Annotated in this window: 19 protein-coding genes; 14 read left to right on the top strand and 5 right to left on the bottom strand. The window is 47.2% G+C overall.

From position 1 onward, the window contains the following. Window positions 1-33: 33 nt before the first annotated feature. A complete protein-coding gene (gene treS / locus EXU85_RS02580; RefSeq protein ID WP_142770575.1) occupies window positions 34-3,384 on the bottom strand; it encodes a maltose alpha-D-glucosyltransferase in 3,351 nt (1,116 codons plus the stop codon). Between the two features lie 585 nt (window positions 3,385-3,969). Here treS and EXU85_RS35720 point away from each other — a divergent pair. The 6 genes from EXU85_RS35720 (at window position 3,970) to EXU85_RS02550 (ending at window position 8,346) form a co-directional block, all read left to right on the top strand. Continuing rightward, the gene (locus EXU85_RS35720) at window positions 3,970-4,275 is read left to right on the top strand and encodes a response regulator (protein ID WP_371731980.1); all 306 of its coding nucleotides are present in this window, start codon (window positions 3,970-3,972) and stop codon (window positions 4,273-4,275) included. A gap of 393 nt (window positions 4,276-4,668) precedes the next feature. Continuing rightward, window positions 4,669-5,199 carry a fasciclin domain-containing protein gene (locus EXU85_RS02570; RefSeq protein ID WP_142770574.1) on the top strand — a complete coding sequence of 177 codons (531 nt, stop codon included), beginning with the start codon at window positions 4,669-4,671 and terminating at the stop codon, window positions 5,197-5,199. Between the two features lie 38 nt (window positions 5,200-5,237). Beyond that, window positions 5,238-6,569: a DUF2254 domain-containing protein gene (locus EXU85_RS02565; protein WP_142770573.1), complete on the top strand. Its 1,332-nt coding sequence runs from the start codon at window positions 5,238-5,240 to the stop codon at window positions 6,567-6,569. Between the two features lie 158 nt (window positions 6,570-6,727). After that, window positions 6,728-7,288, top strand: coding sequence for a hypothetical protein (locus tag EXU85_RS02560; protein ID WP_142770572.1), 561 nt, complete (start codon window positions 6,728-6,730; stop codon window positions 7,286-7,288). A 36-nt stretch (window positions 7,289-7,324) separates the two neighbouring features. Then, window positions 7,325-7,828, top strand: coding sequence for a mechanosensitive ion channel family protein (locus tag EXU85_RS02555; protein ID WP_142770571.1), 504 nt, complete (start codon window positions 7,325-7,327; stop codon window positions 7,826-7,828). A 116-nt stretch (window positions 7,829-7,944) separates the two neighbouring features. Then, window positions 7,945-8,346 (top strand): hypothetical protein, encoded by a 402-nt coding sequence (locus EXU85_RS02550; RefSeq protein ID WP_142770570.1) that lies wholly within the window; start codon window positions 7,945-7,947, stop codon window positions 8,344-8,346. Between the two features lie 396 nt (window positions 8,347-8,742). On the opposite strand, the gene EXU85_RS02545 is transcribed toward EXU85_RS02550, so the two are convergent. Next, window positions 8,743-10,794: a sigma 54-interacting transcriptional regulator gene (locus EXU85_RS02545; protein WP_142770569.1), complete on the bottom strand. Its 2,052-nt coding sequence runs from the start codon at window positions 10,792-10,794 to the stop codon at window positions 8,743-8,745. After that, window positions 10,778-13,051: a sensor histidine kinase gene (locus tag EXU85_RS02540; protein ID WP_142770568.1), complete on the bottom strand. Its 2,274-nt coding sequence runs from the start codon at window positions 13,049-13,051 to the stop codon at window positions 10,778-10,780. Before EXU85_RS02540 ends, EXU85_RS02545 begins: the two co-directional genes overlap by 17 nt. Window positions 13,052-13,614: 563 nt before the next feature. Between EXU85_RS02540 and EXU85_RS02535 the strand changes: the two genes are divergently transcribed. The 6 genes from EXU85_RS02535 to EXU85_RS02510 all read left to right on the top strand — a co-directional run bounded on the left by EXU85_RS02535 (window position 13,615) and on the right by EXU85_RS02510 (window position 19,741). Then, on the top strand, window positions 13,615-14,445 hold the full coding sequence (locus EXU85_RS02535; protein ID WP_142770567.1) for an alpha/beta hydrolase: 831 nt from the start codon (window positions 13,615-13,617) through the stop codon (window positions 14,443-14,445). 38 nt (window positions 14,446-14,483) lie between these two features. Then, window positions 14,484-15,308, top strand: a complete 825-nt coding sequence (locus EXU85_RS02530; RefSeq protein WP_142770566.1) for an alpha/beta fold hydrolase — start codon at window positions 14,484-14,486, stop codon at window positions 15,306-15,308. Window positions 15,309-15,409: 101 nt separating this feature from the next. Continuing rightward, a complete protein-coding gene (locus EXU85_RS02525) occupies window positions 15,410-16,912 on the top strand; it encodes an aldehyde dehydrogenase family protein (protein WP_142770565.1) in 1,503 nt (500 codons plus the stop codon). 48 nt (window positions 16,913-16,960) lie between these two features. Continuing rightward, on the top strand, window positions 16,961-17,716 hold the full coding sequence (locus tag EXU85_RS02520; protein WP_142770564.1) for an SDR family oxidoreductase: 756 nt from the start codon (window positions 16,961-16,963) through the stop codon (window positions 17,714-17,716). A gap of 53 nt (window positions 17,717-17,769) precedes the next feature. Continuing rightward, window positions 17,770-18,552 carry an alpha/beta fold hydrolase gene (locus tag EXU85_RS02515; RefSeq protein ID WP_142770563.1) on the top strand — a complete coding sequence of 261 codons (783 nt, stop codon included), beginning with the start codon at window positions 17,770-17,772 and terminating at the stop codon, window positions 18,550-18,552. Between the two features lie 445 nt (window positions 18,553-18,997). Next, entirely contained in the window at window positions 18,998-19,741 is a 744-nt protein-coding gene (locus tag EXU85_RS02510; protein WP_142770562.1) for an IS982 family transposase, read from the top strand. Between the two features lie 369 nt (window positions 19,742-20,110). Here the strand turns inward: EXU85_RS02510 and EXU85_RS02505 are convergent, their stop codons facing one another. Then, window positions 20,111-20,341 (bottom strand): hypothetical protein, encoded by a 231-nt coding sequence (locus tag EXU85_RS02505; protein ID WP_142770561.1) that lies wholly within the window; start codon window positions 20,339-20,341, stop codon window positions 20,111-20,113. Between the two features lie 837 nt (window positions 20,342-21,178). Here EXU85_RS02505 and EXU85_RS02500 point away from each other — a divergent pair. Together EXU85_RS02500 and EXU85_RS02495 are read left to right on the top strand one after the other, a co-directional pair. Next, a complete protein-coding gene (locus EXU85_RS02500; protein ID WP_142770560.1) occupies window positions 21,179-22,003 on the top strand; it encodes an alpha/beta fold hydrolase in 825 nt (274 codons plus the stop codon). Then, window positions 22,000-23,223 carry an ATP-binding protein gene (locus tag EXU85_RS02495; protein ID WP_142770559.1) on the top strand — a complete coding sequence of 408 codons (1,224 nt, stop codon included), beginning with the start codon at window positions 22,000-22,002 and terminating at the stop codon, window positions 23,221-23,223. Before EXU85_RS02500 ends, EXU85_RS02495 begins: the two co-directional genes overlap by 4 nt. A 409-nt stretch (window positions 23,224-23,632) precedes the next feature. On the opposite strand, the gene EXU85_RS02490 is transcribed toward EXU85_RS02495, so the two are convergent. Further along, a complete protein-coding gene (locus tag EXU85_RS02490; protein WP_142770558.1) occupies window positions 23,633-24,859 on the bottom strand; it encodes a HupE/UreJ family protein in 1,227 nt (408 codons plus the stop codon). Between the last annotated feature and the right edge of the window lie 115 nt (window positions 24,860-24,974).

Here is a 24,974-nt window from a genome sequence, read left to right as displayed (position 1 = left end):
CCCAGGGGATATGGCCTGCCTCTCCATTCATACTTACACCAGTTCCGGTTCAGAAACAACCGGGACGGGTGCTACGACAATGGATTTGATAAGCTGCAAGGGAACGCGCACCCAATCGGGACGGTGATTGAGTTCCTGATTCAAATCGGTAATGGCTTTTTCGAGCAGGTACGTTTCCAGCATCATTTGCAGATCGTCCGGTTCGGCTGGGATAAACGAACTACCCCGAACCGCTTCCAGATACGCGTGCATAAAGAAACCACTCATGTAGTGCGCCCAGAACTCGGCATAGGGTAAAATACGAACCAGATCATTGTCCGTCACCTGATTGGTCCGCAAAAAACCTTCGTATCCTACGTAATAAAAGGAGCGAATCATGGCCGCAACGTCGCGCAGGGGTGAGCGTTTCAGCCGTCGTTCACTATAACTGCGGGTCGGATCGCCACCGAAATCCTGAATGGCAATATCTTTACCCGTGAGAAGAATCTTCTCTAGCTGCAAATCGCCGTGGATTCGAATTTTACTGGTGTCCAGCTTTTTGCTGTAAATCCGCTTCAGCAGGTTCAGTACGTCGTCTTTTCGACCCAGCATCTGCTCAACCTCTGCTCGTACATCGTCGGGAAGGCGTTGTAGATTCCGTTGCTGGCTCTGATAGCTTTCGCGAACCAACGACTGTAAACCCGAAAACAGTGACCGCTGGTAATGCAGGGAGAATTCTTCCGGGGCAAAATCCGGATGCGTACTGTCAGAAGCCAGTGCCCGGTGCATCTGCCCGATACGTGTGCCTAGAAGCCGGGCCTGTTCTGCGCCCCGTGGGCCGATCAACTCCTGCGTTTCGACGGGTAAGTCATTGAGTGCGAGGGACTGACTCAGGGTACCGCGGGGAACATCAACAGCTGTCGCTAACTGGATCTGATTGCGGGCCAGAACGCGCTCGATAAAGTTGTTGATCCGTTCCAGTACGTAGGTTTTTCCGTCTCCGTGCCGGGCACCCCCTTCCTGCATTACCCCCAACAGGATCGGCTCACCGCCCGAAAACATGTCTACGGCTCCGGCAAATTTTGGAACATAGGAGAAACCAGCGTTTTCGGACAGGAAACGAGTCAATTCCGTATCGGGATTGATGGCCATATCTACCTTCCGGTAGAATTTCAGCAGAAAACAATGGTCGTAGATGATAGCTGCGTAATGATGACTGGACGTAGCCAATTTTGATTTTATGGCGCTGTGTTCCCGAACATAACCGGCCAGCAACGGTGTACACTGAAAGGCCAGATTTCCTTCTTTATGCCTGGCATTTTCAGTCATTTTGTAAAGAAGCGCCTGCTGAACTTCAGGCAGATACAACCCATCGCAAAGAATACCCGACTCATGGCCAAGCTCCAGATTCGCCAGTATAGCCTGTGGGCAATCGTGGGTAAGTTTGGCCGCCTGCGATGCACTGGCAAATGCGATGATCAACTGGAAGATTTCGGGCAAACCCCGCTCATACGTTACTTCTAGCAGCAGTATGTAGGCCGACCCAACCGGGAGCAGAAGTGGTGCATGATTCAGAATAGAGATGCTCCGCATGGTCTGCTTTTTCTCGCTAAACCAGTCTGTTCGAAGTAAATAATCCGGTAAAACCTTTGTTTCCAGTCGCTCGCGGGTGCCATTGCTCAAAATCTGCCCCCATAGCGCCACATTAATTGTCGGTAACTGGAAAGCAGGGATTACGTCCGTATGGGTTTTTTCCAGCACGAACCATTGATAATCATGTGGTGCCAGTGTAAAAAAATACGTTTCATTTTCAGAAACAATGGGAAACGAATTTTGACTGAATGCTTCAACCGGTACGTATCCACTAAACCCCGTTAACTCAATCTGGGCGGGCTGCGAAAACTTCGAGAGGTTAATGACGAACAGGAGGGTTTCGTCGGCATAGGTTCGCGTAAAGGCGAGCACTTTGGGATTTTCGACAGTCAGAAAGTTCAGGTCCCCCCGGCCAAAAGCTTTGTGTTTTTTGCGCAGTGTGATCATCCGCTTCATGAACCAGAACAATGACGATGTATTCTGTTGCTGGGTTTCTACATTGACGGATTCATAATGATACTCCGGGTCGAGAATGGTGGGCAGGTATAGTTTATGAGGATTCGCCGTTGAGAACCCCGCATTCCGATCCGGCGACCATTGCATGGGGGTTCGCACGCCGTCGCGGTCGCCCAGGTAGACATTGTCGCCCATCCCGATTTCGTCGCCATAGTAAATAACGGGTGTGCCCGGCAACGAAAACAGCAGGCTGTTCATCAGCTCTATTTTCTTCCGGTTGTTTCCCAGTAATGGGGCCAGCCGGTGCCGAATACCCAAATTGATTTTAGCTTTCGGGTCTTTCGCGTAGGTCTTATACATGTAATCCCGCTCCTCGTCGGTCACCATTTCGAGGGTCAGTTCGTCGTGGTTACGCAGGAAAATAGCCCACTGGCAATTGTCGGGAATGGCGGGTGTCTGGTCGAAAATATCGGTAATTGGATACCGGTCTTCCATCTGAAGCGACATAAACAGGCGGGGCATGACCGGGAAATGGTAGTTCATATGGCATTCGTCGCCATCCCCAAAGTATGAAGCCGAATCTTCGGGCCACATATTGGCTTCGGCCAGAAAGACCACGCCGGGAAAATGATCGTCTACATGTTTTCGAAGCTTTTTAAGAAAGGCATGCGTTTCGGACAGGTTTTCGCCGTTCGTCCCTTCGCGTTCAAACAGATACGGAACGGCATCCAGCCGAAACCCATCCACACCCAGTTCGCACCAGTAATCGATCATCCTAAACACTTCATCCTGAACCAGCGGGTTGTCGTAGTTCAGGTCGGGCTGGTGATGGAAAAAGCGGTGCCAGTAATATTGCTGAGCCTCGTTATCCCAGGTCCAGTTCGACTTCTCGAAATCCTGAAAAATAATCCGAACATCTTTGTATTGGGTTGGGTCGTCGGTCCAGACGTAGTAATCCCGCTCTGGTGATCCTTTGGGAGCTTTTCGGGCGCGTTGAAACCAGGGATGCTGATCGGAGGAGTGATTAATGACCAGTTCCGTAATGACTTTCAGATTGCGCCGGTGAGCCTCATCGAGCAGGATTTTAAACTGTTCGATATCTCCATAGGACTTATTGATGGTGTAATAATCGGCAATATCATAGCCATCGTCGCGCAGGGGTGATGGATAGAACGGCAGCAGCCAAATGGCCGTCACGCCTAACTCCTGTAAGTAATCTAACTTTTCGAGCAGGCCCTGAAAATCACCAATTCCGTCGCCGTTACCGTCGCGGAAGGCTTTGATGTGTAATTCGTAAATGATGGCGTCTTTATACCACAGGAGATTATCGGATAGGTCCAGATTAGTTTTTGACATAAGGAGATATAATTAAGGGTTATTAGCCGCTTACCAATAGGCTATGCAACTTTACCCGGCAGCATGGACTGGCATTTCTGGCTAAAACGTTGAGCAGAACTAAAGTGCAGCAAGTTGATTCGTTAGACTAAGAATGCGCTTATAATCTGCTTAGAAACTGCTTAGAGGAATTACGTATGGGCGATTATAATAGGGCTATCGAGCTGTAATCCTGTAGAAAACTGAAATAATTCCTCATTGAAAAGGGGAATTAGGTTACGGCTACCAACGTCTCAGTCCGTTGTGGCGATACCATTGGCACTTCACTCGGATGAGTCCGAGTGTTTTTATTCTTTTGTTTAATCTGGTGAATTTGAATGCATGTACCGAAACAACCAGGTCAAAATAAATGCTTTGGTGGCTAAAATTGTCCGTCAGTACCGGAATAAGAAAAGCCAGGCAGTTTTAATTTAGATGAACGTTTAGGAGATCAACATGGTAAGAAATCAAGGTTAATAGCTTCATATAACCAAATAAAAACAAATAGTTACAGCCAATAGTATTAATGGGATTTCTGAGTTAATGTTCAACTGATCTCTTATTAATGTGACTAATAGACCGTTCTGTATTTACGCAGATGATGATGACAGAATTCTTATCGAAGAAGCGTTAAAAGCCTATTCAGATTGTGAGGTGACCTTCTTTGAAGACGGTGAAAAATTACTAGCTAAGCTTTTATCTAGCCCAAAAGAGAATTTACCAATTCTGGTTCTTTTGGATCTGGATATGCCCCGAATCAATGGATATGAAGTACTCCAACAATTACGAGCAACGTCCGCTTTTCGTTCTACTCCAGTCCTTGTTTTGAGCGGTAGCGAGGAAAACAGACTATTCGTGCCGTTTATCAGTTAGGTGCAAATTCTTTTATTAGTCAACCAAGTACGTTTGCCCAGTTAGATCAGTTGTTTAAAGTAACCTACGAATACTGGGTAAAAACGGTTCTTACCCCTCGGCATCCCTGATTTTCGGCAAAATAAAAATGGGAGTGAATCGAAAGCGCTCACGTCTCTAAAAGGCAGTGGTACGTCGGAGTTAATAAGGCGACTAGTGTTCTAGCATAGAATTATCACGAAGTGGTTGGGAATAGGGCGGTTGTCGCCTGGCGTTAAAAAACAAACATTACTACACAAGGTTAAATCGATAGCCGACCGTTTGGTTTGCCCATTTCTTATTTACTAAAAACGGTTGATTATGAAACTGCCCTATTCGCTGCTTTTTTGCCTCACTGGAGGACTATTATTATCCATGTCACATTCTCTGCTGGCCCAAACGTCCCCTTCCGCTACAATGTCCGATCCCACGCTGAAGGCAAGTGGCGTAAAGACCGGCACCAGCCTGGCGCAAAGTGCGACCCAGTCGCCCGACCATACGACCTTGCTTCAGTTACTGAAAGCATCGGGCTTAACTGAGCAGGCTTCAGGCAAAGGTCCTTATACAGTATTTGCGCCGAACAATGGGGCATTTTCGGCGCTGTCAGAACCCTCCTTGTCCGAACTATTACTGCCCTCGAGCAAAAACCGGCTTATCAAGCTGCTGGCTTATCACGTAGTAAAGGGCCGCATAACGTCAGATCAATTGAAAGATGGCCAGACACTGACCAACCTGACGGGTCAGATATTAACCATCCATAAACAGGGGAATGACATCACCGTAGAAGATGGGCGGGGTACCGTAGCCGACGTGATTCAGGCCGATGTAAGAGCAACCAATGGCGTAGTGTATTCGATTAACAAGGTGCTCCAGCGCGACTCGCCTAAAGGGCCCATTGTCCGATAACCAGTGCTCAGGTCAATTTTGTCGCATCACACGCCTATATGCCTACCCGCCTTCGCCAGTATTGGCAACAATTACAGGAATCCCTCTGGTTTGTACCGGGTCTGCTGGTTCTGGCTTCGTTTGGACTAGCCTATGGCCTGGTCGGGTTTGATGCGCATACCAGTTGGCATGGCGAAAAACAATTCCCGCTCCTCTTTGCGTCGGGAGCCGACGGTGCCAGAGGCATGTTATCGGCCATTGCTGGCTCCATGCTGACCGTAGCCGCCCTGGCCTTTTCGCTGACACTCGCTACCATTTCGCAGGTAAGCAGCCAGTATTCGCCCAGAGTGCTGCGTAACTTCATGCGCGACCGGGTCAATCAGGTCGTTATGGGTTATTTCGTCGGGGTATTCTCCTATTGCCTGATTGTGCTGGGTACTATTCGGGGTACCGATGAGGTGAAGTTTGTACCATCAACGGCGGTTTTGGCGGGTTTATTACTGGCTTTGGGTGGTGTAGCCGCCCTGATTTTCTTTATTCATCATATTGCCGAATCGTTACAGACGGGTACAATTGTCCAGCACATTTTTCACGAAACAAACAACGCCATCAATGAGCTGTTTCCCGACCAGTTTGGCGAACCCATTGATGATCCAGAAAAGGCGAAAGCTGCTCTGGACTACGCCGACGAGCAGACGGGCTGGCGACCGGTTATAGCCAGGAAGACGGGTTATCTTCAGCAAATCAATACAGATGGTTTGCTGAGCTGGGCCACCCGGCACCGAGTCGTATTACGAATTGAGAAAGAGATGGGTGCCTTTATCGGCGAAGGTTCTGTACTCTTTAGTGTACGGAGTGGTATGGAACGATCTGAACCTGAAGAAGCCGACTGGCCCGATGATCTGATGGAGTATGTGAGCATCGGGCGACATCGAAACGTTGAACAGGACGTTGCATTCGGTATTCAGCAGCTAGTTGATATTACCCTGAAAGCTTTATCGCCCGGTATTAACGATACCACAACTGCCATTATGGCCATCGATTACCTCGGAGCTGTTGGTGAACGACTGGCCCGACGTGAGTTCCCAGCCCGGTTGCGCTCGGATGGGAAACACCTGCGCGTACTGGTACGTAGTACGGATTTTGAGGATTACATCCGGCTAGCATTTGACCTGCCCCGCATTAATGCAAAAGGCAATCACGCTGTATTTCGGCGGTTGCTGCGGGCGCTGGCCCTGGTCTATGCGGCAACCTGCTCCGATGATCGGAAGCCCATCCTCCGCCAACAGGCAGAGCTACTGAAAACCTACGCCAATCAAACGCTCGCTACCGACTACGAGAAGAAAAATATACAAATCCTGTACAGGAAGTTAGTAACGCTCTGGGCATAAACATCGGGGACTTAGCCAAAGCTGCTTCTAATCAAATTCTAAGGTCTCGTTAAGGTCTGCCTAAGTAGTTCGCTGTTTATTAACGTAATAGCCTACAATGAAATGGCTATATGGGCCGCTTAAGGCCCTACTGAAATTTCAACGAATCCTCTACGACAATGACGGCTGAACATCCTGCGAAACAGAAAACAAGTACCTCCAAGGTTAACCCAAAGCATGTGTTTTATGGTATCATTATTTTGCTGGGGCTTGGCATTAGTTATCTTCTTTTCCGGAATTGGCAATTAACCAACCAGTTTCGGCATGAGCGTAACACAATGCGCGTAACAGCAAAAAACAACCAGCTACTTGTAAACCAGCAACAGCTTACGTTTAGCATGAAAACCTTTGCCTGGGCTGTCCGAAACGCCCTATTACAAAACAAAGCAGGGGAAATAAACGAGTATTTTAACACGCTGGTCAAAGACAAAGGCGTACAGGAAATGCTATTGGTAGACGCCAAAGGGATGATTACACTCTCTACGAACAAGAAAAATCAGGGCATCTTATTCGCAAATCGCTTCCCAGGTTATCTGCTCCAACAGCAGACTATTTATTTCAACAATAAAAACCCGTACGAACTCTCTGCCCCGGTCATGTCCACCAATAAGCGACTTGGCACGCTGATAATGTTCTACAAACCCATCCCTATTCTCCCTGTTACATCAACCGACAATTAATTATCAGGTTTTTCCGATTGATCAAACAGCATCGTTATGATTTTCTTATTGATCTTTTTACAACCCCCGCGCGTGAATGAACCACCATTTACGCTTAACGATGGGCTGATCTTATTCTGGCATACTGTTTGTGATTTCCTAAAAGGCACAGCCGAACGGCTTCCTTATCTGCTGGTGGGCGTTTTTGTCTTCATCCTGTTCTGGCTGCTGGGTAAGCTCCTGCGGAAAGTCATAAACAAGGTAGCCGTCCAAACGCATGCTATAGACGATATGCTTGCCGACTTAGTGAGTCGCATTGTGAGTACGCTGGTTACCATCCTGGGTTTTCTGGTCGCCTGCGTCATCTTTTTTCCATCGTTTAAGCCCGGTGATATTATCGCTGGATTAGGGATCACCTCGGTCGCTATTGGGTTTGCGTTCAAAGATATTCTTCAGAACTTCTTTGCCGGTCTGTTTATCCTGTGGCGTCGGCCGTTTAAGGTTGGTGATCAGATTAGGATCAATAGTTTCGAAGGTACTGTCGAAGACATCAACTGTTAAAAAATAGACAACTGCAAGGGCAGTATTCGTTTAAGGCCATCCCGTGACCACCTTTTTTCTTTAAATAAACTTCCATACGAAATCAGCTAAATAGCTGATCGATAAAACGCAAGAAAATGAAAACGATCAATGCAATTAGTACAATGCTGTTTATAATCACAGCGCTCAATTCATGTACCCCTAAAATGACGTTTGTTACCTCGGCAATTGTTCCGGCAGCAACCGGAGAGGTAAACGTAAAAAAGGACAAGAATAAGAATTATGTCATCAACCTAAACGTACAGAATCTGGCAGAGCCCAACAACCTTAACCCATCTAAAAACACCTATCTGGTCTGGGCGGAATCAACTGAGAATTCAGCCAAAAAATTAGGGCAAATAATGCCCAGTGGTAAATCACTAAAAGCATCCCTAACGACAAGTGTTATTAATGAACCAAAAGCAGTATTCATTACGGCTGAAGATAATGCTGAGGCACAGTATCCGGCAGGGCAAGTCGTTTTAACAACTAGACGATAATCAGTTACATCATTTCCAACTGGCTTACTTTTTACGAAATTATTAGCAGCCAATGACCATCCTGAATAGGGAAACGTTAATAAGTTAATTTCCTCAACAACAACAACTCAAAACAACATGAAAAAGCACACGAGTATGGATGGTTGACAATTCGACGAATTGCTGATGCTGTCAGCTATCTTATTGGAGTTCGGGCCAGCTAGCTAGTTTTACGAACCTTGAAGAGGAGGATTTAATATTGCTTTTGGTGCTTAACGAGTAACCATAATCATCCAATAAATACGCACTAATTGCCATTCCCTGAACACTTAATCACCTATTAGTAAAATTTACAAATTGATTTTCAAGCAATTAAGAGTCGTTCACAAAAACCTCCGAATAAAGGCAGGACAAGATTTATTTACTTTTAATACCTAATTTCTCCATACGGTATTCTAAAGTAGTCGGTTTCAAACCCAGTAGTTCAGCAGCCCCACCTTTACCCCGAATTTTGCCATTCGTTTGTATAAGTACCGATAGAATATAATCGCGTTCAGTTTGCTCATGCCTTGACTTTACATCCGATAATGTCTTTGGTTCTGTTATAGGTGTTGGCACCTGATTTGACTTATTAACAGGATCGTTGATTGAGGGGTGGCTGGAACTGGGATTATTTATAATCCAGTTGTTAGCCAATGATCGGCCGAGTGTGAGCGGTCCCAGGCCATCGCTGATGATGACTGCCTGCTCAATAATATTCTCCAATTCTCGAATATTGCCTGGCCAGGCGTAGCTAAGGAGTTCTGCTAAAGTTGTTGAACTAATTCCTGGACTTGATTTCCCCATTTTCTGGCTATACTTCTGCGCAAAGAAATGAGCCAATAAAGGAATATCCTCTGGCCTTTCCCGAAGGGCCGGTAACAGGATTGGAAACACACTCAATCGATAATACAAGTCCAGGCGGAAACGGCCCTCGGCCACTTCCTTTTCTAAATGCCGGTTTGTAGCGGCAATCACCCGTACATCGGTTTGAATGGTTCCTTTTCCTCCCAGGCGTTCAAATTCTTTTTCCTGTAACACACGCAGGAGCTTCGCCTGCAAGTCCAGGGGCATTTCACCGATTTCATCCAGAAAAATGGTGCCCTGATGCGCCAGTTCAAACTTCCCTATCCGCCGTTCGGCTGCTCCGGTAAATGCCCCTTTTTCGTGCCCAAATAACTCAGATTCAATCAAGTTCATGGGTAGGGTAGCGCAATTTACTTTCACCAGCAACTTATCTTTCCGGGACGATAACGTATGAATAGCGCGGGCAAACAACTCTTTTCCCGTACCGCTTTCACCCATTAGGAGCACAGTAGCGTCGGTAGGGGCAACCTTCTCGACCTGTTTGAACACATGATGGAGTTTGGGGCTTGTACCTACAATCTCATTAAAGCTGGCCGTTGTCTTTACTTCTTCCTGTAAATACTTATTTTCTCTGCCTAATTGCTCATTCAGACGGGCAATCTCATCAAAAGCCAGCAAACGCTCCAGGGTGAGTCTAACCGATTGCTGCAACCGCTCCAGTAGCGATACATGGTCAGGTAGATAGGCATCCGGTTGGCGGCTATAAAAGGAAACCGTAAAGAGGCTTCCCTGCGTAGTGGATAGAGTTGCTAGTAGGTTAGCTTGTAATGAAAAGGTTTTCGCAATGATCTGTGTTAAACGGAAGCGTTGGCAAGACTCCGCATACTCGTTTCCGGTAAGCAGGCTAATGCCGTCCAGAGGGGGGAGTTCGGCCCGTAACTGATCGTATTTCTGCGCCGTTAACCCAGTCATTCGTAGAAAATCAACTGAATGAATGGTCTGGTACTCGTTTAGTCCGATTCTGAAGAAACTACAGGATCGGGTGGTCTTTCCTTCGTCAAGGCTGAGCGTAATTAAATCGAACGGAATAAAGGGCTGCAGACAGGTTGCTACGTTTAGCAGTTTTTGCACCCAATCATTGACTTCCGACAGCGCATTCGTCAACGAAATCTGAAGCATTTTTTCCTCCCGAAGTTTCTGCTCCAAACTATGGGCGTGGCGATAAAAGGCAATTTCCAGCGTGTAAAGAATATCTTTCGAACGAAACGGTTTTACAATATACCCGTAGGGCTGCGTTGCTTTTATTTCGTGCAGAACACCATCATTCGCATTAGCCGAAATGTAGATAAACGGAATGTGCTGGGCCCGCAACGTTCGGGCAAAGTCTAAGCTCGTTTCGCCCCCCTTCAGGTAAATGTCCAGCAGCACCAAATCTGGTTGATGGTCAGCAAGAAGGTCCTGAGCTTCCTGCACGCTGACGGCAATCCCAACGACTGTATAGCCAGCGTCCAGGAGTATATCTTCCAGGTTGTCGGCAATCAGCAGTTCGTCCTCCACAATCAGCACCCGAGCACCCGGATTAACCGTTTTTCCAGCAACGGCGAGATTAGCTGAGGTGGGCATGATGCGGCTGAAGTTTGATTACCGGAAATGAAACGGATATTCTGACTCCTCCTTTAGTTTCAACCTGGAATATACCGCCCAATTGCTTCGTTAGGCGACGCATAATATTCGCCCCCATGGATCCCTGACGACGAAGATCAACGTCTTCAGGTAAACCCACGCCGTCATCCTCAACCACCAGTTGGTAGTTTTCGTCGTCCACTTGAGTCAATGACAAGTTTATCGTACCACCTTGCTCATCAGACTGGTACCCCGCAGGAAAGGCGTACTTTAGGGCATTGGTAATGGCTTCGGTAATGATTAGACCTAGCGGAATTGCCTGTGAGACATCCAGTTCCAGCGGAGCTAACTGGTAGTGGAAGGTGATCTGTTCCTCATGATTAAATGATTCTTCCAGTTGGTCGACTACCTCGCGGATATAAGTTGACATATCGACGTGCGACAGGCTGTCGGAGCGGTACAGTTTCTGGTGTATAAGCGCCATGGCACGCACCCGGTGCTGGCTCTGCTCAATAGCCCGAATGGCACCTTGATCGGAGAGGTATTTACTCTGGGTGTGCAGCAGGCTGATTGTCAGTTGCAGGTTATTTTTTACCCGGTGATGAAGCTCTTTTAATAGCCATTCTTTTTCACTGACCAAAGCCTGAAGCGACTCATTTTTGTCGTTGATTTCTTTTTGGTGCCGCTCCAATCGTCGACTATTTCGTAGTTTAATCATGTACCGGTTATAGAGTAGCGCTACGATTAATAATAATAGAACAATACTGACCAGGGTGACATTCTTCAAATTATTTGCCTGCTGCAACTGCGTTTTTTGTAGTAACCCCTGTTCAGTCAAAAACCGAATGTCTAAATCTTTTTTAGCTGTTTCATATTTAACCTGCACTTCCTGAATTTGCTTGTTTTTGGCTTCATTAAAAATGGTATTGTTTATTAATTGAGCCTGATTTAAATGATTAATAGCCGACAAATAGTCACCTCCTGAGGAATCGGCTTTAAAAAGCATTTTCTGAATATCACGTATTGTTGTAAATGCATGCACATGGCTAGCTTCAAATAATGCTTTTTTAAAATGAATAATCGCATTGGCAAACTGTTTTTTTTCGTAATAGTAACAACCAATATCATATTCAACATCACCTGTAATTTCATTATATTTTCCTAAAAAATTGGCAAACTCGATCATTTGCTCATTATACTTCTCCGCTACTGGCTGATTATGAATATTATTGTAATAATAAGCGAATGTTCTGGCTAAACTGGCTTTGCCATAATAATCGGCAGGCGGATGTTCATTTGAAAAGGTTTTAATGAAACTGAATGCTTCTTTATGTCTATTTAGCGCAATTAACTCCCGAACAAATAGGCCAGCTTCCCGGACTGTGTAAAAGTCAACGGGATTCGAAATAGGGCAGTTGAACACTTTCCTGTAGTAGCGTATGCAATTCTCTGTCTGCCCCAGTTCATGATATATATTAGCTAATCGGCTATACAGATTGACTGCGCCAGCTTTGTCGTTCGTTTTTTCCATGCTTTCCACGCATAGTAGGGAATAGTGCAGGCATTTTTTATAATCTCCTCTACGATTATTAATAACAGACAGATAGTTATATACATAGTGCAGGTTTGGAAAATGGATCGCTTTATAGTTAGCTAGTAGTTGAAAAAATTCCTTTTCAGCCAGGTCGAATTTATCTTGCATTAAGTGTACATCGGCAATATACATTTGTGTTTCTAACACTTTCACCGTATTATTTAATCGCTGATATAAAGCCGTTATTCGCTCAAAACAATTTAATTTTGTCAGCCCAATCGTATCTCTTTTCGGCAGGATAAAGGCAATCCTATGCCATATCTGTATCTGATTTTCAATCGATTTCAGCTTACCAATAGTGTTTGATAGGTATATGCTATATTGTTTTCCCTTATTTATATCTCCTACTTTATAATAATACTCGCTTAAAAAATAGAGTATTTCTTCCCGCCATTTCAGCGAATGAAGCTCATTATTCTTTTTTTCGGCTCGTTTAATAAATACAAAAGCACTGTCTATATCAATTCGGGTAGCTTCACTTTTAAACATGTAATAATCGGCCATTTGAAGCGCAAACTCCACTTGCTTGTCGCCTGATTCAGCACCTTGATATTGTGTCAGTATCTGATCTAATGGTTTATTTAATGCCAGCTGCGCATAGACTGCTTCGAGGGAGAACAGGGCTATTCCAGTTAGTAAGGAAAGCTTTCTGAGGATATTCATCCGTTTTGCATGGAGTAAGTTCTTCTGTTAAAGCGTTTGCAGCTAAACCAAAGAGTTCATTTTTCATAGGGTGAAGCTGCTGCCTGTTGAGGCTTAAAAACTGATTCAAGATAGTACAGAATAGCCAACAAGCCATTGACCAACAGCTTGTTTTTGGCCGTCATCACTTCCATTCAGAACATCAGTCGTGGCCGAGTTACCCTCGTTGTTAAGGGCCATCAACCAATTTAAATGCCAATCAATGTAATGTGGTCCAGCAGTAAGCTATGGCCTAAACAGCAAAAAGGTTCCTCGTGTATTCTCCCAGAATCTCCAGAAATCTCCAGTTTCACCCAGATTCCACCAAGATTTTTTGGCTGGCTAACTGATTAATACTGGTAATCAGAGGAGTTCATTTTTACATCAAAATCCCTTTTATAAACTGCCAGGCCCTATTTCATGAGGTTCGTAAGCTCTTTCCGGATCGGCCTTACAGGTTTGGTATGACACTTGGTATCCAGACAAGCAGTGGCCGCTTAAACGTGATCGAATCCTGATACGGTTTTAACCAAACAACTGAAATCATGAAACCTGTTCGTCCCAAAACCATCGTTTTTATTACCGGTGCCTTTGTTAGCAATGATTGCTGGCAGGAGTGGCAAGCTTATTTTCAGCAGAAGGGATACACGACCCTCGCTCCGGCCTGGCCCCACAAAGGTGCCCCGGCCGACGTATTACGTAACCGCCAGCCGGATGCCCAGATTGCCTCCAATCGGCTGGCAGAACTGACGAATTATTACGCCCAGATTGTCGAACAGTTACCTGAAAAACCCATTTTAATTGGTCATTCCATTGGTGGTCTGATGGTTCAGCTCTTATTGCAGCGGGGTCTTGGAGCAGCAGGAATCGCCATTCATTCGGTTCCTCCGCAGGGGATATTCACCTTCAAACTGTCGTTTCTCAAAGCAGGTTGGAAGGCGCTCGGTTTTTTCACCTCCACTAAGGAATCGTATCTGATGTCGTTCAAAGATTGGCAATATGCCTTTACCAATGGCATGCCAGTGGAACAGCAAAAAACGGCTTACCACCAGTTCGCCATTCCTGAATCCAAACTCATTGTTCGGGATACCATTACCTCAGCAGCACACGTCGATTTTAGTAAGCCTCATGCGCCCCTATTGCTCACAGCTGGTAGTACAGATCACACGATCCCGGCCTCGCTCAACTACGACAACTACCTCAAATACCAGCATGCTGATTCGGTAACGGACTATAAAGAGTTCAAAGGGCGCAATCACTTTGTGCTGGGGCAACCTACCTGGAAAGAAGATGCCGACTACATTCTATCCTGGCTTAACAAGACCTTACCTCAAACTGAAATGCCCCCTCGGTTCATGAAAATTAATCACGAATAATGTGCCTCTTTCGTCCACGTATCAACCAATCAATTCCCATGAAAACCATCCTCCTATCCGTATTACTCCTGGTAACGGGCATTGTTACCCTATCGTCATGTTCAAAAGATGACGCGGTTACGTCTGCGTCCAAAACGTTTGTGCTGGTACACGGAGCCTGGCAGGCATCCTATGTCTGGCAGGCCGTTAAAGATCAGTTGGTACAGCAAGGTCAACATGTAGTGGTAGTCGAACTGCCTGGTCATGGAGCGGACAATACCTCACTTGCTACCTTATCCATGGATGTATACCGGGATAAGGTCGTGGCTGCGATAAACGCTCTCCCCGAAAATGTGATTTTGGTTGGTCATAGTATGGGTGGGATGGTTGTATCGACCGTTGCGGAAAAAATCCCCGGCCGAATCGACAAACTGGTTTATATCGGGGCATTTTTACCGGCCAATGGCCAATCCCTGCTGGCGCTGGCTTCCACAGATAGCACCTCGCAACTGGGTCCCGCTTTAATACCCTCTGCGGACCAGCTTACGTTGGGTATCAAACCTGAAAATTTAGCCCCCCTCTTCATTCAGGATGGGTCAGATGCCGTGAAAAAGCAGGTTGTCGATAACTACCGGGCTGAACCGTCCATTCCCTTCACCAATCCGGTTACGCTGACGGCAACCAATTTTGGAAAAGTACCCAAATATTACGTGTATACGGCGCAGGATCATGCGGTGGGCCTAAATCTGCAAAAACGTATGGTAGCCGCAGCCGGAATTAAAAGTACATACACACTCAATAATAGTCATTGCCCGTTCCTGTCGATGCCAACTGAAGTGACAGTGCTACTTCAGGATATTGCAAAACAAGTTCCAGCCCAATAAAAACTCACCTCACGGCTGCGGCTGTCCCAACCGAAACGTCGGCCCCTCCTTCTACTGACTCAGACGAGAGACGAATCAAACAGTCTTAATCCTTTCCTATTATGCTAACCCTAGAAGCAGCCATTGATCTCGATGACCAACAGGCACCGGTCAATTACACAGCGTTAAATAAGCAGTTTATTCATGGGCAATGGGTTGATGGACAGGAAGATGCTCCCATTGACAACCTGAATCCATTTACGAATGAAGTTATTCATACGCTTCATTCGGCAGGAACGACTGATGTGGATGTTGCCTTTGAGGCTGCTAAACAGGCATTTCCTACCTGGGCCGCCACAAATCCGCTCGTTCGTCGGGATATATTACTGAAAGCAGCTGCAATTCTGCTGGAACGTCAGGAGGAGTTTATTGACTGGCTCACCCGCGAAACCGGAAGCACTTATTTAAAGGGCTTGCTTGAAGTGCAGCAATCACACGATATTCTGGTAGAAGCGTCCTCGTTTCCTACCCGCATGCATGGACGTACCACCACCTCAACAATTGATGGAAAAGAGACATACGTATACCGGAAACCGTTAGGTGTTGTAAGCCTGATCAGCCCCTGGAATTTTCCTCTATACCTCTCTATGCGGACAATCGCTCCTGCCCTGGCGGTTGGCAATACGATGGTTGTCAAACCGGCCTCACAATCCCTGGTTACGGGCGGAACAATCATTGCCAAACTGTTGGAAGAAGCGGGCATTCCTGCCGGTGTGTTTAATGTAGTGGTTGGCCGGTCGGACATCATGGGGGATTACTTCACGGCTCATCCCTATTCGAGAATGGTTTCGTTTACGGGGTCTACGCCAGTGGGAAAAGGGATAGGACGAATTGCTGGGGAAGGGCTCAAAAAGTCGGCGCTGGAGTTGGGAGGCAACAATGTATTCATGGTTCTGGATGATGCCGATGTGGATAAAGCCGTTGACGGGGCCGTGTTTGGGCGATTCCTGCATCAGGGTCAGGTTTGCATGGCTACCAATCGCATTATCATTCACGAAAGTTTGTACGAAGAGTTTAAAACCAAGTTTGTGGCCCGGGTAAATCAACTTCCCTATGGGGATCCGGCGGATAAAAGCACAGTGGTTGGCCCCCTGATCGATCATAAATCGGTTCAGCGTATTCTGGGCATTTTGCAAAGTGCCGTAGCGGATGGTGCTGTTGTCGAAACCGGAAACAGAGCCGAAGGGAATGTCCTGCATCCCACCGTTCTATCAGGTGTCACTAAACACATGCGTGTGTTCAAAGAGGAAATCTTTGGCCCAGCCGTAGGCCTGGTTTCCTTTGCCAACGACGAGGAAGCCATCGAGTTGGCCAATGCAACCGACTTCGGTCTGAGTGGTGCTTTGTATACCCGAGATATTTACCGGGGCATGCAACTGGCCCGGCGCGTGGAAACAGGTATGATGCACATCAACGACCAGTCGGCTAACGACGAAGTGCATACCCCATTCGGGGGTGAAAAATCATCGGGAACCGGTCGCTTTGGTGGTGATTTTATTCTGGAAGAACTGACGACCGTTCAATGGGTGAGTGTTCAGAAAGTGGCACGGCAGTATCCGTTTTAACTCGGTGTTGCGTGTCAGCAGGCATTAACCTTACTTCAACACACAACCATGAATCGACTTCAAAATAAAGTAGCCATTATTACAGGCGGAAGCAGTGGTATCGGCCTGGCCACTGCCAAAGAATTTATCGCTCAGGGAGCCACTGTTCTGATTACCGGACGTAGTGAGGAATCACTGACTCAAATCACCGCTGAACTGGGAGAAAAAGCACATGGCATTGTCTGGGATGCCAGCATTCCAGACAATGCAGACCATTTGTCATCCTTCGTGCAGGCCAACTTCTCCAGTATCGACATTCTGTTCATCAATGCAGGGGTGGCCAAATTTGCCCCTTTTGAGAAAATGACGGAAGCCATTTTTGACGAAAGTATAAACACCAATGTTAGAGGGGCTTATTTCACCATTCAGGCGCTTGTTCCTTTTTTTAAAAATGGCGGCTCTATCATTTTAAACACGTCTATCAATGCCCACGTTGGCGCACCCGGTGCTAGTGTATACGCAGCCACGAAAGGAGCCTTGCTGACGATGGCCAAAAATTTATCTACCGAGCTAATTGCTCACCAGATACGGGTAAACGCCATTAGTCCAGGGCCGGTCGATACGTCTTTGCATAGTGCAACCAAACTCGGCATTTCGGATCAGCAATTGATCCAAATGAATCAGGGAATTATTGAGGCTATTCCGCTGGGGCGCTTCGGCAGGCCAGAAGAAATTGCCAAGGTTGCCCTATTCTTCGCATCGGACGATTCCTCATTTGTGGTGGGGGCCGAGCTGATCGTGGATGGCGGCATGTCAATGGGCTAAAACAACTATAGGAAGTTACTTAACGGTAGCTCCCAAGTTTAACCAAAACAATCATGTACACACTTAACCGCTCTTTGGGCGTTCTAACCAGCATTATTATGGCAGTTTCAACAATCGGCGGAGTAGCCGCTCAATCGACAAAAACAGGAGTAACCAACGTAGTACTTGTTCACGGTGCATTCGCCGATGGGTCAAGCTGGTCCAAGGTTATTCCTTTATTGGAAGCCAAAGGCCTTACTGTAATTTCTGTACAAAATCCACTAACCTCACTGGCCGACGACGTAGCAGCTGCTAAACGGGCTATCGCCTTACAGAACGGCCCGGTGCTGTTAGTGGGTCACTCCTGGGGTGGCGCGGTGATCACCGAAGCGGGTAACGACCCCAAGGTAGCCGGGCTGGTATATGTGGCGGCTGGTGCGCCCAACGAAGGACAGTCGTTTGGTGAGATGGGCCAGACCGCCCCTCCTGCTCCGGGTTTTGGTGAAGTCAGACCCGACGCTTCCGGCTTTCTTTCCCTAACAGCCAAAGGCATTAAAGAAGATTTTGCCCAGGATCTGTCCGAAGCGGAGACTAAGCTTATGTTTACTACGCAGGGCCCCTGGTCGGCCAAAGCAATCGACGATAAAATTTCCAAAGCTGCCTGGAAAACAAAGCCTTCCTGGTACATTGTTGCCAGCGGAGATCGCATGATCAATCCAGAACTTCAGCAAACCTTAGCGAAGAAGATCAAGGCAACCACCCTTACACTCACGTCCAGCCATGTTCCTATGGTCTCACAACCGGAGAAGGTAGCCGCTTTTATTATCGAAGCAGCCAGTCATGTAAACGGGCACTAAATTAGAAAGTCTCTCGTCAAGGCCTGCCCCTAAATTAGGGCAAGCCTTGACGAGAGACTTTCAGAAGGGCTAGTACTAGCTGACGTAGGTGCCTTTTGTCCCAACTATCTTCCCAACCCAGATTTTACCAGAGTTTGAAAATGCGTTGGTTCAGCATGTAGTTAAAAAGAGCATCGGCCTGCTCCCATGTACGAGTAGCTAGACGCAGCTATCCCATTAATATAGTATATAACCCAAGTTGTGTGGTAATAAGCTGCATTAAATAAAAAAGCATGGTTTGAATAGTTTTGAGTCGCCAAACCTAAACTATTGACCATGCTCCACTTCGACACCGACGACTTACGCGATGTGTTCGTGTACGCAATGATAGACGACTATCTTAAGACTTGCAACCACTGTCGCTCCACGGGCGCTTCTGCCAGTGGGCAACCACCTAAACTGATCGATGCCGAGCCGGGCCGCCGGTGCGGTCTTGTTTGTGTTTGTCATCGCTTGTCTGGACTTTGGCGGCAACTGCCAGCAGGCCATGCGCTCGATGAAGCGTGCTCGCAACATCACCCACAAACTCAGCCGCTCTCAATTTAACCGGCGACTCTACAGGCTGCAAGACCGGCTAGCTGAACTCGTTGCGTTGCTAAGTAGCTGGGCCAAGGCCGAGAATACCCACTTTGCCATTGATTCTTGTCCCCTGCCGGTCTGTAAAAACATTCGCATTAGTCGTTGCCGACTGGTGCAAGGAGCGGCTTTTCGAGGCTATAACGCCAGTAAACGGGAATATTTCTACGGTTATAAAGTGCATTTGGTCACGGCCGCTGATGGGCGGATCGTAGAGTTTGACTTCACACCAGGCAGTAACCATGATCAAATTGCCTTCGAGTTGTTGGGTTTTGACTTACCGGTCTGTAGCACCGTTTACGGTGATAAAGCCTATAACCACTACATCCAGGAGGACTTGTTAGCCCAAGCGGCTGGGATAGCCTTTGAGCCCATTCGGCGCAGTAATTCCCATCAGGCTGACAATGATTACTGCACCAACTGGCTGCGCCAGCAGGCGCGACGGCACGTGGAAACCGATATTAGTCAGTTAGTGGATCGCTGGCCTCGGCGCATTCATGCGGTAACGGCTAATGGCTTTTTACTTAAAGTAGTAGGCTTTATATTGTCCCACCACCTCTTGTTTTTCTTTTAACCACACAACTTGGGTTATATATTCTCAGAGGCATGTATACGTGTATAGCTATCTCCGGTAATAGCAGTTGAAATTATCCTGATTACAGCCGACAAACGCTATTTACGGTTCCGGGGGCAATACTGGAGGGGACGCTTTCTTGTACCCAAGCGAATGGGTACTCCGTAAAGTATCTACGAATTACGTTTCCTGGACTCTGGCTCCTTTTTGGATACTTTGACACGCACCGTCTACCAGCCAACAGATCGATCCGTATGTTCAGTCAAAACTGAAAGCAGCAGCATTCCTGGGGGATGACCTAACTTAGGTATAGGCCTACTTCATTAGTTTGCTAACCATATGTCTACTTTAGACTTGAAAAAGCATAGTTTAAGGTGCTTTTTCAAGTTCCTGATAAACCTGCTTGAGATGTTTAACAATCAGTGAAATATATACAGGTTCGTTTAAGCTCCATTCCTCTACTTCAATATCAGGAAGCCTAAGTTCAATCGTTGTCTCAATCTCCTTAATCCAAATTGAAACAATACGCCCCAGGAAATGGGGGTTATTTGTCTCAATATAGGGGGTTACCGTCGGCAGGGCATTTTGTATTTTTTGCATTAGGCGGCCCTCAAAACTACTCCCAGTTGCTCTCACTATAGTATGATATTACTGCCCTAATCAGGCGTAGCGTAGTGTAGAATCTGGCAACAGCGAGTCCAGAAAAGTTACCTACAGCGGGAGTACACCTTGTTATAACTTTTTGTTTTATTATATTCATATAGCCCTATCAATTAGGGTTATTATCCCAACTTTAATCCCGTAAACATTCTTCTGTAGTAAAACGAATAATACTACCAACGCAGCGGCATCTATTTAAAGAGGCAGGGAAGCCTTTAGGCAGGACTGTTCCAGATAGAGGTAGCCTGTTCGTGAGCACCGGTTATTGCTTGTAGCTGCCTGTTACAAGCAATAACCGTTAAATGTTATGCCTAAAAGAGCATTCATTTTATCAAGTGCAAACGAGCATTTATAGTATAATTTCGTCATAATGCCGTTTTGCACTTTAAGAAGAATAGGGCGAAAGCCCTAATTTTAAGAGTTTAAGCTCATTTTTGGGTTGATAAAATGATAGCATACAAATGCTTCACCTATCATTTGTATTTTCAAAAAGTGAAGCATGGCCTTGTCAACCCGATCTGGACTTTATGGCGACTTATTACGTTTGACCAAGCAGAAAGACCTTGATTTAGTTACAATCCAAGTATTTGTAACAAGTGCCGGTTAACCTGTTCGTTCAAAAAGCCCTCAATAGGAGAGTCAGCTAGTTCCTTCCGGCCAAGTGTTATCTAAGCAGACAGGTACATATACCCTGCTTAAACCTCCTATTTAAGTGTATACTCTAAGTTTACCACTTGTTTTTCCTACCTTTATTGGAAGCCTCTCCTTATTGCTATATTGGAAACATCCATTCTAATTCGTAATCATGTCACTATTCGGGGCTCCGGGCATCAACCCATGCTGTTTGCCCACGGATTTGGGTGCAGTCAGCAGATGTGGCGATTCATTACCTCAGCCTTCGAGACAGACTACCGACTTATTTTATTTGACTATGTCGGCTCCGGTTCGTCCCAGCTCAGCGCCTATAACCCCGACCGTTACAATAACCTTAATGGCTACGCCCAGGATGTGCTTGACATCTGTACAGCGCTGGATTTGACCGACATCATTTTTGTGGGCCATTCAGTTAGTTGTATGATTGGCTTGCTGGCTTCACTAAAAGCGCCTGAACGGTTCAGTCGCCTGATTTTGATTGGTCCTTCACCCTGCTACATCAATGACGGGGCGGAGTATGTGGGCGGATTTAACCGCACCGATATTGAGGAGTTGTTACTGACCATGGAGAAGAATTATATCGGTTGGGCTAATTTTTTGGCGCCTGTGGTGATCAATGATCCAGCGCAACCTGAGCTGACCCAAGAACTAAGTGAAAGCTTCTGCTCAACGGACCCCCTCATCGCCCGCCAGTTTGCTCAGGTAACGTTTTTATCCGATAATCGCCTGGATATCGCCAAGTCGACAGTTCCGGGCCTGGTCCTGCAATGCACTCAGGATTTAATTGCTCCCCTTGAGGTGGGCATGTACGTACATCAACATCTGCGGGATAGCCAACTGATCCTGCTGAATGCAACAGGGCACTGCCCCCACCTAAGTGCACCCCAGGAGACGATACAGGCCATAAACGCGTACTTACAGCCAAGCCAGGGCTTAAACGGACGATGAACGGTTTGTCGGATGAGTTACTCAACCAGATGCCAGGTGGCTATTTCTACTTCACCGAGGAGGGCATCTTACTGGGAATTAATCAGACCCTACTTGATCAGCTAGGGTATGACGCCCCGGACATGGCTGGCAAGCCCGTGGAAGCGCTGCTCACCATCGCCAGTCGGATTTTTTACCAGACCCATTTTTATCCACTGCTGAAACTACAAGGCAAAGCCGACGAAATTTTCCTGTCTCTGCGGATGAAAAATGGGCAGGCTCTTCCTGTCTTGCTGAATGCAGCTAGCCTGAAGCGGGACGATTCCCGAGTCTACCAGTGTGTCTGCCTGCCGGTACGCCAACGTCAAAAGTACGAAGAAGAAATTCTACAGTCCAAACGCGAGGCCCAACAGGCCCTGCGCGAAAACAAGGAGCTGCTCGAAGCCAAACAAACGTTAGAGCAGCATCAGCACTTGCTGGATCAACAGCTAACCGAGTTAGCCCAAAAGAATCAGCAACTCTGGCAGTTTAGTAAGTTGATTACCCACGATCTCCAAGAGCCGTTGCGCAAAATAACGCTGTTGGCAGATGCTTTACGGCAGGAAGAAGGTCAGGGCCTGGTGCTGGATGAGGGGAAATTACTGGATCGGATTATGGCAGCCAGTCAGAGCATGCGGGCCTTAATCCGAAGGCTGGGGGACTATCTCTCCCTGGAAGTCGATCCAGAACAGATCGGCCTGATTGACTTGCAGCAGGTTGTAGTAAACGCCAGCGAACGAGTCAGTCAGCAGCATGTAACAAATATCCGCTTAGTGACGCACGACCTGCCTCAGATTGAGGGAGACAGGGGGCAGTTAGTCAACTTGTTCATTGAACTGATGACTAATTCCGTTTTAATTAGTCATCAACCGGCTCATCCCCCGCTGGAAATTACCATTACTGGCCAGCTCATCGAGCAAAATAGTTTCCGTTCACTACCGGGCAAGTATCGCTACGAGGAATTTATTCGGATTACCTATTCGGATAATGGTCCGGGTCTCAAGATAGGACTGGGTGACCAGTTATTTCTCATTCACAAGAATACTAGTGCTGGTTTGTTGAAGTTAGGGTTTGGGCTGGCCATCTGCAAAAAGATTATCGATAATCACGGGGGTATGATTTCAGTGACTCCGAACAGTGGATCAGGAGCTGAGTTTGTTATCTTGTTGCCGGTTCGGCACCACAACTTGATAACCAACTAAGTACAGGTTAAAGACCAAGCCCGTCGACCTTGGTTGGCAAACACTCATCTATGATGTGACGACCTATCTCTTAAATAACCTCGGGTGCATTCTCTCAGGCTAAACCAGAAAAATCTTCGTAGATGTGCTGGTGACAAAATAGCCAGACTCCCTGCGCAGTACAAATTTGACCCCCAGATCAGTGGAATGGCCCCGTGTTGATTCGCTCGTAACCAGAATGGCTGAGCCTGTCCGATATCAGCCCACCCACCAACTTCAACTTGGGCTTGCCAGCTTGATCGATTGGCGTGTTGGGCTACTTCGTTGTAGGCGCTAAAACTGGTTAAGGCAAGCACCAGAAACAGGCGTCCAACAAATCGTTGGTCGATAATGGATAGCATCTCAGAGGGGAATATAGCTTCGTAAGCAACTATAGTACAGGAAGTTGATTCGCTCGCTTCATTCGCCAGGAGAGCAATAGGGCCATAAGAGCTAATACGCCCAGCCCATATGGAGCATAACTAGCCACCTGCTCTACCCCTTTAGTTAAGAAATTAGGTTGGCCCGTGATGCGCTCAACCACCCAAGCCAGGGCCGCAATAGCAGCCAGGAAAGCTCCGGTCAACCGGACAATCCGGTAAGTTGGTGTACGACTGAGCAGCATCAACCAGGGAATGGCCAGGCCAATAATCAGGAGCTGCATCAATTCAATACCCAGATTAAAGCCCAGAATACTCAGCGCCATTGGCCCCATATCCAGTTGCAGATTGGCTAACGTACTGGCAAACGCCAGCCCGTGAACCAGACCGAAGCCAGCAGCTATCCAGGCTTCCCGACCCGGAAACAAAGGTCTAACGGCATGAGCCGCCGACACTAGAATCGACACCGCAATCAAAATTTCGACGGGTTGGGCGGGTAACCGCACCCAACCCATTGCCCCCAGCAATAGGGTCAGTGAATGGCCGATAGTGAAGGCAGTAACGATCAGCAAGATATGCCGAAGACTATAGTGAACTCCACCAAACCGGCTCCAACGCTTCCCAACCACGAGTAGCGGAGCGGGCAATAGTAACACGAGTAAAAACAGTAAATGGTCGGTTCCTTCCGCAATGTGTTGCGTACCTAACTTTATCATCGCGGTCAAGCCTGTCCAGGGGCTACCCGATGCCAGGTTAATCGGCAAGGGCAGAATACGATCGTTGACGATGTCTAAACTGATTGTACCCACCTGCACAGGTTCCGCTTCGACCAGTTGCCCGCTTTCCCAATCCTGACGAACCGACACCAGAATTTTATGGGTCCTCACCTGATGTAACACGACGTCGTAGTGAAAGGTAAACTGCCGCACGTCTTCGCCCGACGGAGGCATCATCTGCACCTGAGCGGTTAGCTCGCGATACACGCCGTTGATCGGGTTTTGGCTTTCATGGACAGTCAGTTTCCCAACCGATACCGTCCAGAAACGCCCGTCGGGACTTTGCGGATGAATGTGCATTTTCATATACGCCCGCAGTTGAGGGCCCAGCCGCTCCACCAGCCCAGCCGATGAATCGTTGACCGCATGGCCCCAGGCCGATTGCAATTCGACCAGTGGAATCTGAAGTTCGGCATCAATGCGGTTGGCGTGCACGTTCAGCAACACCACCGAATTAGGCATGGGGTGAGCTGTGGATAGGGTTGGTAGCCAAGCTACCAAGAAGCCAATTAAGTAAACCATCAGCCGTCCGACTGGACGGCTGATGATAAAAAATAGGTGTTTCACGAGCGAAAAA

The sequence above is a fragment of the Spirosoma sp. KCTC 42546 genome (genome assembly GCF_006965485.1).
Classification (GTDB): Bacteria; Bacteroidota; Bacteroidia; order Cytophagales; family Spirosomataceae; genus Spirosoma.
Note: the sequence above shows the minus strand (reverse complement) of the source record. Positions and strands in the feature narration are given on the sequence as shown.